This is a genomic window from Propioniciclava flava, assembly GCF_004126535.1.
Lineage (GTDB): Bacteria > Actinomycetota > Actinomycetes > Propionibacteriales > Propionibacteriaceae > Propioniciclava > Propioniciclava flava.
Map to the genome: position 1 here is coordinate 21,018 of NZ_PPCV01000005.1, position 15,690 is coordinate 36,707.

The 15,690-nt window shown below is 67.4% G+C and carries 16 protein-coding genes; 15 read left to right on the top strand and 1 reads right to left on the bottom strand.

Annotation, left to right across the window (positions count from 1 at the left end; all coding sequences use genetic code 11):
• The first annotated feature begins 21 nt into the window (after positions 1–21).
• The 14 genes from ndk (at position 22) to C1706_RS08110 (ending at position 14,141) form a co-directional block, all read left to right on the top strand.
• The gene (gene ndk, locus C1706_RS08045; protein ID WP_129458730.1) at positions 22–432 is read left to right on the top strand and encodes a nucleoside-diphosphate kinase; all 411 of its coding nucleotides are present in this window, start codon (positions 22–24) and stop codon (positions 430–432) included.
• A 9-nt stretch (positions 433–441) separates the two neighbouring features.
• The gene (locus C1706_RS08050; protein WP_129458731.1) at positions 442–1,557 is read left to right on the top strand and encodes a CPBP family intramembrane glutamic endopeptidase; all 1,116 of its coding nucleotides are present in this window, start codon (positions 442–444) and stop codon (positions 1,555–1,557) included.
• Between the two features lie 47 nt (positions 1,558–1,604).
• A complete protein-coding gene (locus tag C1706_RS08055; RefSeq protein WP_129458732.1) occupies positions 1,605–4,541 on the top strand; it encodes a Na+/H+ antiporter subunit A in 2,937 nt (978 codons plus the stop codon).
• On the top strand, positions 4,538–4,966 hold the full coding sequence (locus C1706_RS08060) for a Na(+)/H(+) antiporter subunit C (RefSeq protein WP_129458733.1): 429 nt from the start codon (positions 4,538–4,540) through the stop codon (positions 4,964–4,966). The genes C1706_RS08055 and C1706_RS08060 overlap by 4 nt, the downstream gene beginning before the upstream one ends.
• Positions 4,963–6,501 carry a Na+/H+ antiporter subunit D gene (locus C1706_RS08065; RefSeq protein ID WP_129458734.1) on the top strand — a complete coding sequence of 513 codons (1,539 nt, stop codon included), beginning with the start codon at positions 4,963–4,965 and terminating at the stop codon, positions 6,499–6,501. The genes C1706_RS08060 and C1706_RS08065 overlap by 4 nt, the downstream gene beginning before the upstream one ends.
• Positions 6,498–7,124 carry a Na+/H+ antiporter subunit E gene (locus C1706_RS08070; protein ID WP_129458735.1) on the top strand — a complete coding sequence of 209 codons (627 nt, stop codon included), beginning with the start codon at positions 6,498–6,500 and terminating at the stop codon, positions 7,122–7,124. Before C1706_RS08065 ends, C1706_RS08070 begins: the two co-directional genes overlap by 4 nt.
• Positions 7,121–7,516, top strand: a complete 396-nt coding sequence (locus C1706_RS08075; RefSeq protein WP_129458736.1) for an MrpF/PhaF family protein — start codon at positions 7,121–7,123, stop codon at positions 7,514–7,516. Before C1706_RS08070 ends, C1706_RS08075 begins: the two co-directional genes overlap by 4 nt.
• A complete protein-coding gene (gene mnhG, locus C1706_RS08080; RefSeq protein ID WP_129458737.1) occupies positions 7,509–7,910 on the top strand; it encodes a monovalent cation/H(+) antiporter subunit G in 402 nt (133 codons plus the stop codon). Before C1706_RS08075 ends, mnhG begins: the two co-directional genes overlap by 8 nt.
• Positions 7,911–7,941: 31 nt before the next feature.
• Positions 7,942–9,888, top strand: coding sequence for a TIGR03960 family B12-binding radical SAM protein (locus tag C1706_RS08085; protein WP_129458738.1), 1,947 nt, complete (start codon positions 7,942–7,944; stop codon positions 9,886–9,888).
• 20 nt (positions 9,889–9,908) lie between these two features.
• Positions 9,909–10,775: a polyphosphate kinase 2 family protein gene (locus C1706_RS08090; protein WP_180316850.1), complete on the top strand. Its 867-nt coding sequence runs from the start codon at positions 9,909–9,911 to the stop codon at positions 10,773–10,775.
• Between the two features lie 278 nt (positions 10,776–11,053).
• Entirely contained in the window at positions 11,054–11,647 is a 594-nt protein-coding gene (locus C1706_RS08095) for a hypothetical protein (protein ID WP_129458740.1), read from the top strand.
• Positions 11,648–11,797: 150 nt separating this feature from the next.
• Entirely contained in the window at positions 11,798–12,334 is a 537-nt protein-coding gene (locus C1706_RS08100; protein WP_129458741.1) for a hypothetical protein, read from the top strand.
• Between the two features lie 5 nt (positions 12,335–12,339).
• Complete coding sequence (locus tag C1706_RS08105) at positions 12,340–13,467, top strand: hypothetical protein (RefSeq protein WP_129458742.1); 1,128 nt, start codon at positions 12,340–12,342, stop codon at positions 13,465–13,467.
• Entirely contained in the window at positions 13,458–14,141 is a 684-nt protein-coding gene (locus C1706_RS08110) for a prepilin peptidase (RefSeq protein WP_241653506.1), read from the top strand. The genes C1706_RS08105 and C1706_RS08110 overlap by 10 nt, the downstream gene beginning before the upstream one ends.
• Before the next feature lie 5 nt (positions 14,142–14,146).
• Here the strand turns inward: C1706_RS08110 and C1706_RS08115 are convergent, their stop codons facing one another.
• Positions 14,147–14,542 (bottom strand): hypothetical protein, encoded by a 396-nt coding sequence (locus tag C1706_RS08115; protein WP_129458744.1) that lies wholly within the window; start codon positions 14,540–14,542, stop codon positions 14,147–14,149.
• A gap of 333 nt (positions 14,543–14,875) precedes the next feature.
• Here C1706_RS08115 and C1706_RS08120 point away from each other — a divergent pair, with 333 nt between their 5' ends.
• A complete protein-coding gene (locus C1706_RS08120; RefSeq protein WP_129458745.1) occupies positions 14,876–15,667 on the top strand; it encodes a hypothetical protein in 792 nt (263 codons plus the stop codon).
• Positions 15,668–15,690 lie beyond the last annotated feature (23 nt).

A 15,690-nucleotide genomic window follows, 5' to 3' on the forward strand; every position in this document is an offset into this window, starting at 1 on the left:
CGCACCGCTAGGGTGACGGGCATGACGCAACGCACCCTCGTCCTGCTCAAGCCGGACGCCGTCGCCCGGGGTTTGGTCGGGACCATCCTGGCTCGTTATGAGGCCAAGGGGCTCTCCTTCGCCGCCGTGGACCTGCGGACGATCGATGGCGAACTGGCCGATCAGCACTACGCGGAACACCGCGAACAGCCCTTCTATCCTGGCCTGCGGGCCTTCATTACCTCCGGGCCGCTGCTCGCCGTGGTGGTTGAGGGCGAGTCGGCGATCGCGGCCGTGCGGGCACTCAACGGCGCCACGGACGGCATCAAGGCCGCACCGGGAACGATCCGTGGGGACCTGACCACGTCGGGGTCGCGCAATCTCGTGCACGCGTCCGACTCACCCCAGTCAGCCGCCCGCGAGATCGCCTTGTGGTTCCCAGAGCTTGCCTAGGATCCCTTCATGACCAGCAACGCACAGCCACCTCAGGCGGGCCTTCCCGGGCAGGCCGCCTCGTCCGGCGTTCCCGCGGGGGCGATGCCTGCCTGGACGCTCGATATGGCGTCCCTCCCGGCCCACCTCCGACCGGCACTGCCGGTCATGGAGCGTGACTACTTCGCGTTCTGGCGTGCGCCCCGGTTCCGGTGGTGGAAATCGCTCCTGGCCATCGTGCTGGGGGGTGTGGTGTTCCTCTTCCTCAGCGGCATCCTCGGCACCATCGGGATGCTGATGGATGGGACCGATCCGCTCGCGGTCGTGCAGGGACGCTCAGGCATCGGGCCCGCGTTCTTTATCGCGAACAACATCAGCTTGGCCCTGTGCGTCCCGCTGGCCATGGTCACCGCCTGGGTGTGCGTGCAGCAGCGACCCCGCTGGCTCACGTCTGTCGCGGGTCGGATGCGCTGGCGTTGGTTCTTCGTGGTCGTAGCGGCGATCCTGCCGTTGTGGATCTTGCTCATCGGGATCGGCCTGCTGGTGGCGCCACCGTCAGGGGTGGGTCTGTGGCCCCACACCACGCTCATGGTTGTCGGCATCCTGCTGACGACCCCTTTGCAGGCCGCGGGGGAGGAGTACCTCGTTCGGGGGCTGCTCGGACGCGCCGTGGCCGCCTGGCTGCCCAACCCCGTCGTCGGTTTCGGTCTGTCCACCATCGTCACTGCCGGGGTATTCATGCTTCTGCATGGAGCCGGTGATCCCTGGCTGAACGTCTTCTACGTCGCTTTCGGGGTGGTGGGGAGTTGGCTGACCTGGCGCACCGGGGGCCTGGAGGCCGCCGTGGCCATCCACGTCGTCAACAACATGCTCAGCGAAGCGATCCTGCCGTTCGTCGACATGTCCGGCATGTTCAACCGGACCGCAGGTGCGGGTGACCCGTCCATCCTGATCAACATCGGTGTCTTGGTTCTCGCTGCCCTGATCGTCGAGTTCCTGGCCCGCCGGGCTGATTTGGTCACGCGAGCCAGACCGGGTGCTTTCGAACTGGAAGCGACCCTGACAAGCATGGCCGGGTACGGCCTCCCGCCCGGAGGGCCTGCTGCCGGATACGGGCCCCCACCCGGAGGGACTGCCCGGGCTTGATAGACTGACCCGACCTTGTAAGCCACGACCCTGGAAGGGGTAACCGCGTGCTGATCGGCCTCATCGCTCTTCACTTCGTTGTGGGAGCGATGGCGTCCTTATGGGCACGCTGGCTTGGTCGCAACGCTTTCCTCCTGGCGGCACTCCTGCCGTTGGGTGGTCTGGTGGGGCTCGTCGTGGAGGCAGGCCCCATCCTCGCCGGGGCCACCTACGTCGAAACGTTCTCCTGGATCCCAGCGCTGGGAGTTTCCCTCACGTTCCGTATCGGCCTACTGCAGTGGCTTCTGGGCTTGCTGGTAACGGGGATCGGCACCATCGTGCTGATCTACTGCCGGTGGTACTTTTCACGACCGCCCGCCAGAACACTCGGCCTTCTCGTCGCGTTCGCCGGCGCCATGCTGGGGCTCGTGAGCGCCGACGACTTGGTCGTTCTCTACGTTTTTTGGGAGCTGACCACGGTCTTCTCCTACCTCATGATCGGCCACGACTCCTCGCGGCGGGCCAACCGTGCGGCGGCGACCACAGCCCTCATCGTGACCACGACCGGCGGCCTGGCGATGCTGGTCGGCATCGTGACCTTCGGCATCCTGGCGGGCACCTACAGTCTCAGTGGGATCCTCGCCGCACCGCCCCATGGCCTAGCGGCCACTGCTGCAGCGCTCCTCATGCTCGCGGGGGCCTTGAGCAAGTCAGCGCTGGCGCCGTTCCACTTCTGGCTTCCCGGTGCGATGGCCGCCCCCACCCCCGTGTCTGCCTACCTGCACGCGGCGACGATGGTGAAGGCCGGCGTCTACCTCGCCGCAGCGATGGCACCCGCGTTCGCGTCCGTGCCGCTGTGGCGCCCCGTGATCGCGATCCTGGGCGCCGCCACCATGATCCTCGGTGGCTGGCGGGCGCTGCGCCAAGACGATCTGAAGCTATTGCTGGCCTACGGCACGGTCAGCCAACTCGGCTTCATCATGCTGCTCGTCGGGCTCGGCACCCAGGCCGCTGCCCAGGCGGGGCTGGCGATGCTTCTTGCGCACGCGCTGTTCAAAGCCACGCTGTTCCTCAGCGTCGGGGTGATCGATCACTCCACCGGGACGCGCGACCTCACCAAGCTGTCCGGTCTGGCCAGGCGGATGCCCGTTCTGGCGGTGATCGCGGGTCTGGCCGCTGCCTCGATGGCGGGCATCCCGCCGCTGTTCGGTTTCTTGTCGAAGGAAGCCGCGCTGGACACCTTGATCAAGCTCATCGGCTCCGGCGGTGACGGAACCGGGTTCCTCCCGGCCGCCGCAGTGCTCCTCGTGGCGGCCGTCGTGGTCGGATCCATGCTCACCGTCGCCTATTCGCTGCGCTGGTGGTGGGGAGCTTTCGGGACCCGTCGACGCGTCGAACCGACGCCGGTGGCGCACACGCCCACGGTCGGGTTCTTGGCGGGGCCAGCCCTGCTGGGGCTCGGCTGCCTCGTGATGGGGTTCTCGGGGGCGCCACTCACCGACGCCCTGAGCGCCTACGTCGCTACCGTCCACACGGGGGAGCACCCCCACGCGCTGGCCTTGTGGCACGGCTTCACCCCACCGCTGGCCCTCTCGGCGCTGGCGCTGCTGGGCGGTGCCGTTTTGTTCTGGCAGCGCGATGGCGTAGCCCGCGTGCAGGGAACCTTCCCGCACATGCCTGCCGCCAACGACTTCTACCGCACCACGATGCGCCTCCTCGACGCCGTCGCCGTCGAGGTCACCGCCCGTGTCCAGCGGGGCTCCTTGGCGTCCTCGATCGGCATGATCCTGAGCGTGTTCATCGTCCTGGTTGGCGGCACCTTGATACTGATGCCGACCTGGCCTGTCCTTCCCGTCGCCTACGACAACCTCGCCCAAGTCGCCGTCGCGGTCGTTACCTGCCTGGCCGCCATCAGCCTGGTCACGGTGCGTGGCCGCATCCGGGCGATCTTGACGGTCGGTGTCACCGGCTACGGGACTGCGCTGCTGTTCCTGCTGCACGGCGCCCCCGATCTGGCGCTGACTCAGGTCCTCATCGAGACCGCGAGCCTGCTGGTGTTCCTGATGGTGATGCGGACCCTCCCCAAGTACTTCACCGACCGCCCGCTGCACAGTTCCCGCTGGTGGCGGATGCTCTTGGCCATCGGCGTCGGCGTCACCGTCACGGCGTCCATCCTGGTCAGCGCGGGCTCCCGGGAGGCCACGCCCGCCTCGGCCGGGCTGGAGACCGCCGCCTACGAGTTCGGCTACGGCAAGAACATCGTCAACGTGATCCTCGTTGACACCCGGGCGTGGGACACCCTCGGCGAGATCTCCGTTCTGGTCATCGCCGCGACAGGCGTGGCGAGCCTCATCTTCCTGCGGTCACGTGTCCCCGGACGCCGTCCGACGCGGGCCACGACGACGAACCAAAGCAACGGTGCCTGGCTGCGGGCCAGTCAAAGCCTCCACCCGGCGGCCCGCTCGTTGATCTTCGAGGTCGTGACCCGCCTGCTCTTCGGAGTCATGATCCTCGTGTCGATCTACCTGCTCATTGCAGGCCACAACCTGCCTGGTGGCGGGTTCGCTGGGGGGCTGGTTGCGGGCCTCGCACTGGTGGTGCGTTACCTGGCCGCGGGCGCCAAAGAACTCGACGAGGCCGCGCCGATCGATGCCGGACGAGTCCTGGGCATCGGCCTGTTCATCGGGGCGGGGAGTGCGATGCTGCCCTGGGCCTTCGGCGGACGGATCTTCCAGAGCTTCGACATCCACCTGAGCATCCCCGCACTCACCGCGGTCGAGACGCCCTGGGGTGTGGTGAACCTCTTCGGTGATCTCCACCTGGTGAGCTCAACGGTGTTCGACATCGGCGTGTATCTGGTGGTGCTCGGGATGATGCTCGACCTGGTGCGCAGCCTGGGGGCGGGGATCGACCAGCAGGCCGAAGAGGAACGCACACCGATGCCACGCCCCGAATCCACCACAGCGCTGCCCGCTACCGCACGACGATCAGGAGGTGCCCGATGACCGGAAACGTCACGCTCGCGATCGTCGCAGGCGTCCTGATCGCAGCCGGGGTCTACCTCCTCACCGAGCGGTCACTGACGCGCATCTTGGTCGGCGTTCTCGTGATGAGCAACGGCGTCAACATCTTGTTCCTGATCGCGGCGGGCCGCGCGGGGGATCCCCCCTTGCTGGGCTTGTTCAACCCGGACACCATGGCCGACCCGCTCCCCATGGCCATGGTGCTGACCGCGATCGTCATCACCATGGCGGTGTCGGCCTTCGTCGTCACCGTCGCCTATCGCAGCTTCCAACTCAACGGACATGACGAGGTCTCCGACGACATCGAAGATCGCCGCATCCGCGAACTCGCCGAACGCGACGACGTGTCGGACTCCTTCGAAGACATCAGCTTCAGCGACACGGGCGAGGATCGGGTGAGCGAATGAACAACCTGCTCCCCGTTCCCGTGCTGCTCCCGATGCTGGGGGCGGCCCTCACGCTCATCCTGGGTCGCCGCCCCCGGGTGCAGCGACTCGTCTCCATCGGCGTCCTCGCAGGAGTCGTGGCGGTAGCGGCGACCCTGGCGCTCCAAGCCAACGCTTTTGGACCCCAGACGCTGTGGGTGGGTGCCTGGCCGCGCGGGTTCGGCATCGTGTTGGTGGCGGATCGGTTGTCAGGGCTCATGCTGACAGTCGCCGCCTTGGTGACACTCGCGGTCTTGCTGTACTCGGCTGGACAAGAAGACGACGAGGTGAAGAAGGAGACCCCCGTCTCGATCTTCCACCCCACCTTCCTGCTGATGTGCGCGGGTGTGTCCAACGCCTTCTTGGCAGGTGATCTGTTCAACCTCTTCGTGGGGTTCGAGATCTTGCTGTTCGCGTCGTATGTCTTGTTGACGATGGGCGGCACCGGATCGCGTATCCGGGCTGGCTCCATCTACGTCGTGGTGAACCTGCTGAGTTCAAGCCTGTTCCTCATCGCCTTGGCCAACGTGTACGCCGCAGTAGGAACGGTGAACCTCGCACAGATCGCCCAACGGATCCCTGCCCTGCCCGAGGCGACGCAGACGCAACTCCAGTTCATGCTGCTGGTGGTCTTCGCCATCAAGGCCGCCGTGTTCCCGCTGTCGGCCTGGCTCCCCGACTCCTACCCGACGGCTCCGGCCCCGGTGACGGCGGTGTTCGCCGGTTTGCTCACCAAGGTAGGGGTGTATGCGATCTTGCGAACGCAGACGCTGCTGTTCCCGCACCGCCCCCTCACCGAACTGTTGTTGTGCGTGGCGGGGGCGACCATGGTCGTCGGCATCCTGGGCGCCATCGCGCAGTCGGAGATCAAGCGCATGCTGTCCTTCACCTTGGTGAGCCACATCGGCTACATGGTGATGGGGATCGCGTTGGCCACGGAGGCAGGTATCGCGGGGGCCATCTTCTATACCGCCCACCACATCACGATTCAGGCGACGCTCTTCTTGGTGGTGGGCTTGATCCAGCGGGTCGGCGGGAGTAGTTCGTTGGATCGGTTGTCCGGGCTGCTCGTGACGTCACCGCTGCTGGCTGTGCTGTTCATCATCCCCGGGATGAACCTGGCCGGAATCCCGCCGCTGTCGGGCTTCATCGGCAAGTTGGGGCTCCTGGAGGCTGGCGTCCAGGTGGGGACGCCCCTGGCGTTCGTCCTCGTCGCAACCAGCGTGATCACCAGCCTGCTCACCCTGTACGCGATCGCGAAAGTCTGGAACCGTGCGTTCTGGGGGACCCCGGTCGCCTACACCAAGCCGACCCCCGAAGACGAGGACGAACTCCCCATCAATCCCTCCGGGGGCCCCATGCCGCGGATCATGGTCGCGGCTACCTTCGCCCTCATTGGTTTGAGTATCGCCTTGACCGTCTTCGCTGGCCCCCTGTACGAGTACGCCACACAAGCGGCGCGAGCCCTCCTCAACGCCGACTATGTCACCGCCGTTTTGGGAGAGGTGGCGCCATGAGCGAGCAAGCACCGACGCGGGATCACGAGACGAAGGCTGGCAAGAAGGAACGACGCAGGGTGCCGTTCCAGCCCCGCCAGATCCTGATGCTGGCCCTCATCTGGCTGGTGCTCGTGGGAGAGGTGAACGTTGTCACTGTCGTGGGTGGGCTGCTGTTGGGTTGGCTGATCATGCTGGTCTTCCCGTTGCCGCCGGTCGACCATTCCGGGCGCATCCATCCCTGGCGCCTCCTCGTCTTGGTGACCCATCTGGTGCGCGACCTGGCCGTGTCCTCGGTGCGCCTCATGATCTATGCGTTCAGCACCCGCGTGCCGCATCCTGGCATCGTCCGGGTCCCGCTTCACGCCAAAGCAGACCTCTACGAGGTCAACACTGCCGAGTTGGCGTCCGTGGTTCCGGGCACCATCGCCGTGGACGTCCGCCGCAAGCCGCGACTGCTGTACTTGCACGTCTTCGATCTACCCGATCCCGCCACTCGCCAGGAGACGATCGACGACACCTGGGCCCTGGAACGGCGCGTGGTCGCCGCGTTCGGGAGCGCCAAAGAACTCGCCGATCTGGACGCCGCGCAGGTTCCGAGCGCCAGGCCGTCTGGCACCGACACCCCGAAGGGGGACGCATGACACCGAGCCAGGTCATTGTGGCCATCGCCGCTGTCATTCTTGTGATTGCGGCCGTCTTGGCGTTCGTTCGCCTGGCCAAAGGGCCGACCGGGTTGGATCGTGGCATCGCCTCCGACGTGTTGATCGCGGTGCTGATCGCCTCCATCTGCGCCCACGCGGTGTGGTTCCGCACCTCGGTCGCCCTCATCATCATCTTGGTGCTGTCCCTGGTGGGGTTCACGACGGCGGTGGGGTTGGCCCGCCTCATCACGGGTGCCACCGCCCGCGAGCGCAGCTTCTTGGAAGCGGAGGCCCGCGCAGCCTACGAACGACACGGAGGCGCGCAGTCCCCGGTCGGGGAGCCAACCCCGCCCCCTGGCGGGCCCGGCAAGGGGGGAGCAGGCCATGACTAACGAGATCTTGGATATCGTGGGGGCGCTGTTCCTGCTGGCCGGGTCGATCTTCTGCCTGGCAGCAGCACTGGGGGTGCTGCGCTTCCATGACGTCATGACGCGCCTCCATGCCGCCACCAAGACCCAAGTGTTCGGGCTGCTGCTCATCCTCACGGGCGTCGCGGTCACGTTGCGCACCTGGCATGTGGTGTTGTTGGCCCTGCTGACCATCGTGTTGCAAATCATGACGGCACCCGTCTCCGGTCACATGCTCGCGCGGACGGCTTACCGCACCGATCAGTGGGACGACGAACACGCCACCATCGACGAGTTGGGTGAGGACCTCGAGGCGGCCGGTTTCCGGAACCGTACCGACGAGACGGTGCCCGGACGCACCCGGGGACCACTGGGGTAGGCGTCTGGGCGTCGGTTAGCATGGGCGACCTATGACTGCCGAAACTCACGCGCCGCACGATTCGGTGTTCGACCGGTTGGAGCCGTTGCTCGCCCGGGTCGCCAAGCCCATCCAGTACGTGGGTGGGGAGGTCAACTCCGTCTCCAAGGCCTGGGAGACCACCGAGGTGCGTTGGGCGCTCATGTACCCCGACGCCTACGAGGTCGGGCAACCCAACCAGGGTTTGGCGATCTTGTATGAACTCCTCAATGAGCGGGACTGGATCCTCGCCGAACGCACCTATGCGGTGTGGCCTGACCTGGCCGAACTCATGCGAGGCGCGGGGATCGGTCAGTTCACGTTGGACAACCATCGCCCCGTTGCGGCCTTCGACGTCTTGGGCATCAGCTTCTCCACCGAGTTGTGTTACACCAACATGCTCGGTGCGATCGACCTTGCGGGCATCGCCCTTCATGCGGGTGACCGCGCCGAGACCGATCCCCTCGTGGTGGTGGGCGGACACGCCGCCTTCAACCCGGAACCCATCGCCGACTTCATCGATGCGGCGATCGTGGGCGACGGCGAGGAAGCCTCGCTGCATCTGAGCGAACTCATCCGCGCCTGGAAGGCTGAGGGGCAGCCCGGTGGCCGTGAAGGCCTCCTGGTCCGCATCGCCGTCAGCGGGGTCGCGTATGTGCCGCGCTTCTACGACGTCGCCTACGAGCCCGATGGGGGGATCGCCGCGGTCACCCCGACGCGGCCTGAGATCCCTGCACGGGTGGCCAAGCACACCTTGATGGATCTGGACGCCTGGCCGTATCCGAAGGCGCCCATCGTTCCTATCGCGGAAACCGTCCACGAGCGCTATTCCGTGGAGATCTTCCGCGGCTGCACGCGGGGCTGCCGGTTCTGTCAGGCAGGCATGATCACCCGCCCGGTCCGGGAGCGGTCCATTGAGACGATCGGCGCGATGGTCGAGGCGGGCCTCCAGGCGACCGGGCTCGAAGAGGTGGGGCTGCTGTCGTTGTCCAGCGCCGACCACACCGAGATCGGCGATGTCACCCGAGAACTGGCCGACCGTTACGAGGGCACCAACGTCTCCTTGTCGTTGCCCAGTACGCGGGTGGACGCGTTCAACATCGACCTGGCCAACGAACTGTCGCGCAACGGACGCCGCAGCGGGCTGACGTTCGCCCCCGAGGGCGGCTCGGAGCGGATGCGTAAGGTGATCAACAAGATGGTCACCGAGGACGACCTGATCGACACCGTGGCGACGGCCTTCGGCAATGGATGGCGCACGGTCAAGCTGTATTTCATGTGCGGGCTCCCTACCGAGACCGACGAGGATGTCCTCGCCATCGCCGACATGGCGGCGCGCGTCATCGAAACCGGGCGTCAGGCGGCGGGAACGCGTGACATCCGCTGCACGGTTTCGATTGGCGGGTTCGTGCCCAAGGCGCACACCCCGTTCCAGTGGGCGGCTCAGGCGTCCGCCGACACGATTGATCACCGACTGCAGGCGCTCCGGGAGAAGATTCGGGCCGATAAGAAGTACGGTCGCGCGATCGGCATGCGCTACCACGACGGCCGCCCCGGCATCATCGAAGGGTTGCTGTCGCGCGGCGATCGGCGTGTGGGTGCCGTCATCGAGGCGTGCTGGCGTGCCGGAGGCATGTTCGATGGCTGGAGCGAGCACTTCGACTACGACCGTTGGGTGAGCGCCTGTGAGACGGGCCTGGCCGGAACGGGTGTCGACCTGGACTGGTACACCACGCGTGAGCGTCCCCGCGATGAAGTGTTGCCGTGGGATCACCTCGACGCTGGGCTGGATCGCGACTGGCTGTGGGAAGACTGGCAAGAGGCGCTCGATGAGCGTCCGGTTGAGGATTGCCGCTGGACGCCGTGCTACGACTGCGGCGTGTGCCCGCAACTCGGTACCGAGACACAGATTGGTCCGACCGGGCGACACCTGCTCCCGATCACCCCCGTGGGGCGCTGACGTCGGGCAGGATGCCGGGCATGGCGAAGAACTTTTGGAAGACCGACCCCCGCGACGCGTTGAAGGCGGGGCTCACGTTTGATCTCAGCACGCTGGATCGCAATGGCCGTCCGGGGTGGGCCGGTAACAAGTCCCGTGGCGAGGCGTACATGGCGGCCCGCGGTGAGGAGCTTTCCGACCTGCAGGAGAAGCTGTTCGCTGAGGGCCGCAGCGGCGGCGAGCGCTCGGTTTTGTTGGTCCTGCAGGGCCTCGATACCGCAGGCAAGGGTGGCATCGTGCGTCACGTGATGGGCATGGTGGATCCTCAAGGCGTCAAGCTGGCGAGCTTCGGTGTGCCGACGGCGGAAGAGCGTGCTCACCACTACCTATGGCGTATCGAGAAGCAGTTGCCTCCCGCAGGCCGCATCGGGGTGTTCGATCGCAGCCACTACGAAGATGTGCTGGTCGTCCGGGTTGATGAGCTGGTGCCGGAGGCCGAATGGCAGGGGCGCTACGACGAAATCAACGCGTGGGAAGAGAAGCTGATTGCGGGCGGGACCACGATCGTGAAGGTGGCGCTCATGGTCTCCTACGACGAGCAGGGCGCCCGACTCGCCGAACGGCTGGATCGGCCTGACAAGTACTGGAAGTTCAGCCCGAGCGACATCACCACGCGCAGCAAGTGGCCCGCCTACCAGCAGGCGTATGCGGATGTGTTCGCCAGGACCAGCACCGAGAAGGCGCCGTGGTACGTGGTTCCCGCGGATCGCAAGTGGTACGCACGCCTCGCCGTCACGGAGATCCTCACCCAGACGCTGGAGTCGTTGGATCTGGGGTGGCCTGCCGCGACGTTCGATGTGGCTGAGATGCAGGCGGCGCTGGCCAAGACGAACCAGGCAAGCGTCTAGCGGCCTAGGAGGGGCCCAGGCTCCGGGCGCTCATCCGGGCCCAGGCAGGGCCCACTTCTGGGCCCGCCGACCCTGGGGGTAGGCCCCGCACGGGTGACAAGATCGTGATCGCCAAGGAAACCTACCCCAAGGAGACCCCCGAGGTGCTCATCAGGAGCTCGCCCTCCCGAGCGGACCGTCACCGTCCGCAGCGAGAGACCTCGGGTCCCCGGCCGGATCGCTTCGTGCGATCCGGCCGGGGAGAACGCACCCTCCGGTTCGGTAGTGGCACGGTGGCGGTGAGTCTCGTCGCGGCGATGCTTGCGGGGTGCACGGTCGATCCGCGTACACGAACCGACGGCAGCAGCGTCGCAGCCGAACGCCGCGAAGGCATCACCCGCAGCACAGTCGTCTTGTCGCCCTTTGAGGGGGTGGGTTCCGTGGTCGCCGCCCGACGCTCTGACTGGTGCGATGCAGGCCAACGACAGTCCCCTTGGGATCCAGGGCGCCTCCTGTGTGCGGTGGAACGCCGAGTCCTCATCGACCCCAACTCCGACGATCTGCCAAGCGCGGCGGCGGCCATGCGCCGGGCGCTGGACGAACGCGACTGCGCGGGCGCCCCGCTCAGCGACGACCAACTCGCCCGCGATGTATCCACCGCCGGGGGAGGCGTCTTCAGTTCCAGCGGATGCTCCGGTGTGACCGTCACGGTGCGCTGGTACTCCGATCCGGCCGCGGCTCAAAAGCTCAACGCGGACATCCCCTTCTCCGACTCCGGATTCTGGCTGCGCGAGGGAGACTTCGACGCCTCAGATCTGGGCCGGGCGGCCACGTCGAAGCCCTTCGTGTGGTGGGTGGACGCCGAGTACACCTACCTCAAAGAGCGGGCCTGATCCATGGCGTGGGCGCGAGGATCGGGTGTAGACCTCGGGCAGCGGTCCGGCTGCTCGGGTCGCCGGAGCTTCGTGCGGGGGACCGGGCGCGTATCACTGTCGGCGGCACAGCGGCGATGGTCTGTCCCCGCGCTCGCGACGGCGCTGGTGATGCTGGCTGGCTGTTCAGCCGAGCACACCAAAACCCCGCCCACACCGGATCCGCAGGCTCAGTCGCTCCAGCATGCCGCCGTACCCATCGGGCTGCGTCGGGTCAGCGGTGCAGGCTTTTCTCTTGGCGTCCCGGGATCCTATGAGGAATCCCTGGCCACCTATCCCGAGGGTGTCACGGTCAGCCAATGGAGCGAGCCGCACCCCCAAGCGCCCCTCTCCACCGCGATCACCGTCGTGCGGGAGGATGCGCCGAAGCAGAGGCTCCCAGAGCAGGCGAACCTTCTGGAGGAGCGACTCCGCGACGACGGGATCACGCCGGTCCGGGAGGGACTCACCTGGCCGGGCTCTCGGGCCGCGCAGGTGATCAGGTGGGGCGAGCGTCGAGGTGGTGAGACCGACGTGCGTTACATTGCTCAGCTCATGGTCGAGACCTCGCGAGGGACGATCTTCAGTGTGGTCACGTTCGGACCGTTATCGACCGCAGAACCTGAGGCGCTACCCCGTCTCATGTCGACGTTCACGGTGGAGGAGTGAGGCGCATGGCGCGAGAGGGCGGCGCTGCGGCGCTCCAGGCCGTGGGGGTGGTGATCGTCGCCGCAGGGCTCATCGTGGGAGTCCTGGCCGCCGTCTCGGAAGGCCGCATCGGCGCCTCGATCGCTTATGCCAGTTGCTCCGTCACGGGCGGCTCCTGCGTCGACCCTCACGTGCTGGTCGGCCTGGGGACCCACAGCGAAGGGTGCGCTGTGCCCCCCGCGGGCCCGGCCGGAGCCACGAGGCTCGCCTACCGGGTTGACGTGGGTGCCGGCGAACCGGTGAACGTGGAAGAGTCCGCCGGTGGCGCGTTCACCGTGACGCGTTCAGCCGGACGCGACTCGACCGTCGGGTTCCACGGACGCTCCTGGTCGCAGGACGCCGCCGCGGTCCTTTACACCGCCGGTTCCCCAGCTCAACTCGGCGGCGTCCTCACCGGGCTACGAAGGCAGCAACGCCAAGAGTCGTGGTTCGGCTCCGGAGGATCGGTCGTCGCCGACGCGTGGGCGGGAGTGGGCGCAGGCGTCTTCACCGCAGCAGGCGAGCCCTCGGCCCCCGAGCCGAGCGGACGCTACACCCCCACGGGGGTGGGGCTGGCGCCGTCCGCGCACGCCTACGAGTTGGCGAACGCCATGGGTGAGGCTGGAGGGGCCGTGCCGATAGGGACCGCACGCTGGCAAGGCGGGGGAACGACGGAGGCCTTTGCAGGGGGAACGGCCACGACGCCGCTGGGTCTGGAGATCGATCGTGACGCCGCCAGCTACATCACCCAGGTGCGAACCACGGTTCCCGCCGGGCGCGGCACCCGGGTCTCTGCCCTGCGGGTCGACTCCGTGGCGCAGGCAAGCCAGGCCGGAGGCCTATTCCGCGGGTTGGGTGTGACGTCGGCACGTCGCTACGCCCAGGCGGTGCAGTCCGCGCCGGAACCATCCACGAGGGACGTCATCGGTGCCTTCACCGAAGCGGCATCGCGGAGCGGCTACGTGTCGCGCTCCACCGCCGACCCCACGGCGGGCCTCCCGGCAGTCGTCCCGCTGGACGACCTGGCGGCAGAGATGGAGCGTGCCCGCGTCCGCACGCCCGCCGCGGAGCACTGGGACGGCTCGTCGTGGCAGGCGTGGACACCATGCCGGTGATCTGGGCGCCCCTGCCGGGGGGCCTCGTGGTCGGGCTCATCGCGGCGGTGACGGCGACGCGTTGGCTGCGGCGCCGGTCCTACCGCTATGAGGATGAGGCGGATGCGCCCGTACGCGATCCGCGCTGGCTGTGGGGCGTCCTCCCGGTCGCGATGGGCCTCGTCGCTGTCGGCTGGTGGCCGTCCTCGCCATCCCTGGCCGTGCTCTGGGGAGTCATGACGATCGGGCTGGGCGTCCTCTCGGCCATCGACCTGGACGTGCATCGGTTGCCCGACCGGCTCACCTTTCCCCTGGCGGGGGTCGTCGTGGCCGGCGTCGTCGTGGTGGGGCTCATCGACGGCACCCCCCACGCCATCGTCCGGGCGCTGGCTGGTGGCGCAGCCCTGGGCGCCTTCTACCTCCTCCAAGTGATCATCGGCGGGGCGCGCGGCATGGGCCTAGGAGACGCGAAACTGGCGGTCAGCCTCGGGATGATCCTGGGCTTCTCGTCCTGGTGGCACGTCTTTGTGGCGACGCTGGCCGCCTACCTCATCGCGCTGGTGTGGGGGATCGGGCTCATCCTGTTCCGGGGAGCGGGGCGCCGAACCGAGATCGCGTTTGGGCCGCACATGGCACTGGGGGCCGTCCTGGTTGCCGCCGCGCCCGGGGTCGTTGCGCTGGTGGGGCTGCTGTGAGCGCCCTAGCGACGGCTTCCGCGGGCGCGCGGGTTGACCAGGAGACCCACACCGAGGCATCCGACGCCGCCGATCACGACCGACAGGGGAGTCGAAGACGTGGAGGGAAGCGTCGGGAGCAACCACACCTCGCGGTTGGCCAGGTAGGCGCCCGTACACGTGATCTCCGCGCCTGGCCCGGTGGGGCCCACGACGACGACGGGGACGACCGATGAGCCGGCTTGCACGCGTGACCCCAACTGATCGGCGTCCGCCCGCTGCTGCAGCGGCCGTTCCTGGGTGCCCTCACGCACGGTGCAATCCAGGCGTTCCGGCTGCGGAATACTCCCATCCGGGAGGGGAATGGTGAAGATCGTCGCGCCCGGATCGAACCATGGTGTGGCTTGCACAGAATGTTCCACGCCCCGTTGTAACAACACCGGTGATTGCCGGGGTGAAGCCCACGCGATCGTCCCGATTGCCACCAGCATGACACCGCTTACCGCCAAGAAGGCTGACGCAGTATTCTGTGCTCGGCGAACGACGCGGTGGTCACGACGCGGTCGTCGCCTGGGGGATTTTCGCGCACGCACGGGCACTATGTTCTCACGCGGCAAGCGCTGCGGTGAGACCGCTGGTGCGTTGGTGAATGGCCCGCGCGAAACAACGCAACGGCTGCCCCGGCAGCGCGTTCTGTCCCCGCGTGAAGGTAACGTGACCTGCACCCCCGTCCACCCCCTGACAGGAGCTCGCCCGTGAAATTCGCCGTCGCCTGGGTGGATCCTGGCCTCGACGCGGACGCCGTGACGCCTTGGCCCGCGGACGCGTCCGAGACGGCGACCCTGGCTGTCGGCTTCCACGCTGGTCCCGGTTTGCTTCGCTGGCTGGCCCAGGCCCGGATCGGCTCGCTCCTGCTCGTGGCACGTCCTGCCCACCACCGGGCGTTGGGCTATGTCGCCAACGTCGTGACGGGTGCGCGGCGCGAGGTGCTGGTGGCCACTCGGACCACCTCGTCCGGTGCCGTCGCAGCGCTCACCCATGGCGTCCTGTTGGCAGGCTTGGACGCCGAGCCGTCGACGAAGATCGCCGTGTTCGATGCGATGATGGCGGCCCCGTGGTCCGGGGCATGGCTCCGTTCGGTGACGGCCGTGGATCGTCCCGCTCCGCGGATGCGCCAGTACCTGCGGTCGCTGTTTCCTGGTGGGCCGCGCTTCCTCGTCCTCAACGGGCCCGAGCCTGCCATCCATGCGGCAGGGGCCCCCGCGCCTGGGGCGCCAACTCGGGGCGACCTCCTCGTCGCCTGTGATGATCCGGAGGTGCCGGAACCGCTGACGGCTGCCTTCCCGGGGCTTCAGGTGGTGAGGCTTCCTGTTCCTGCGCCCATCAAGCCCATCTATGGTTCGCACGGCTACGAATTCGTCATTGTGGATCGTTCTTTGCCGGCTCCTCCGCCCGCTGGGATGGCATGCCGGGTTTGTGGGCAGCCGCGCTATCACCGAGCTTGCCCCTTTTGTCATGTCGTGTCCCCAAGGAGTGATCTGCAGTGAATCCGCGTCAACGCCGAGGGCTG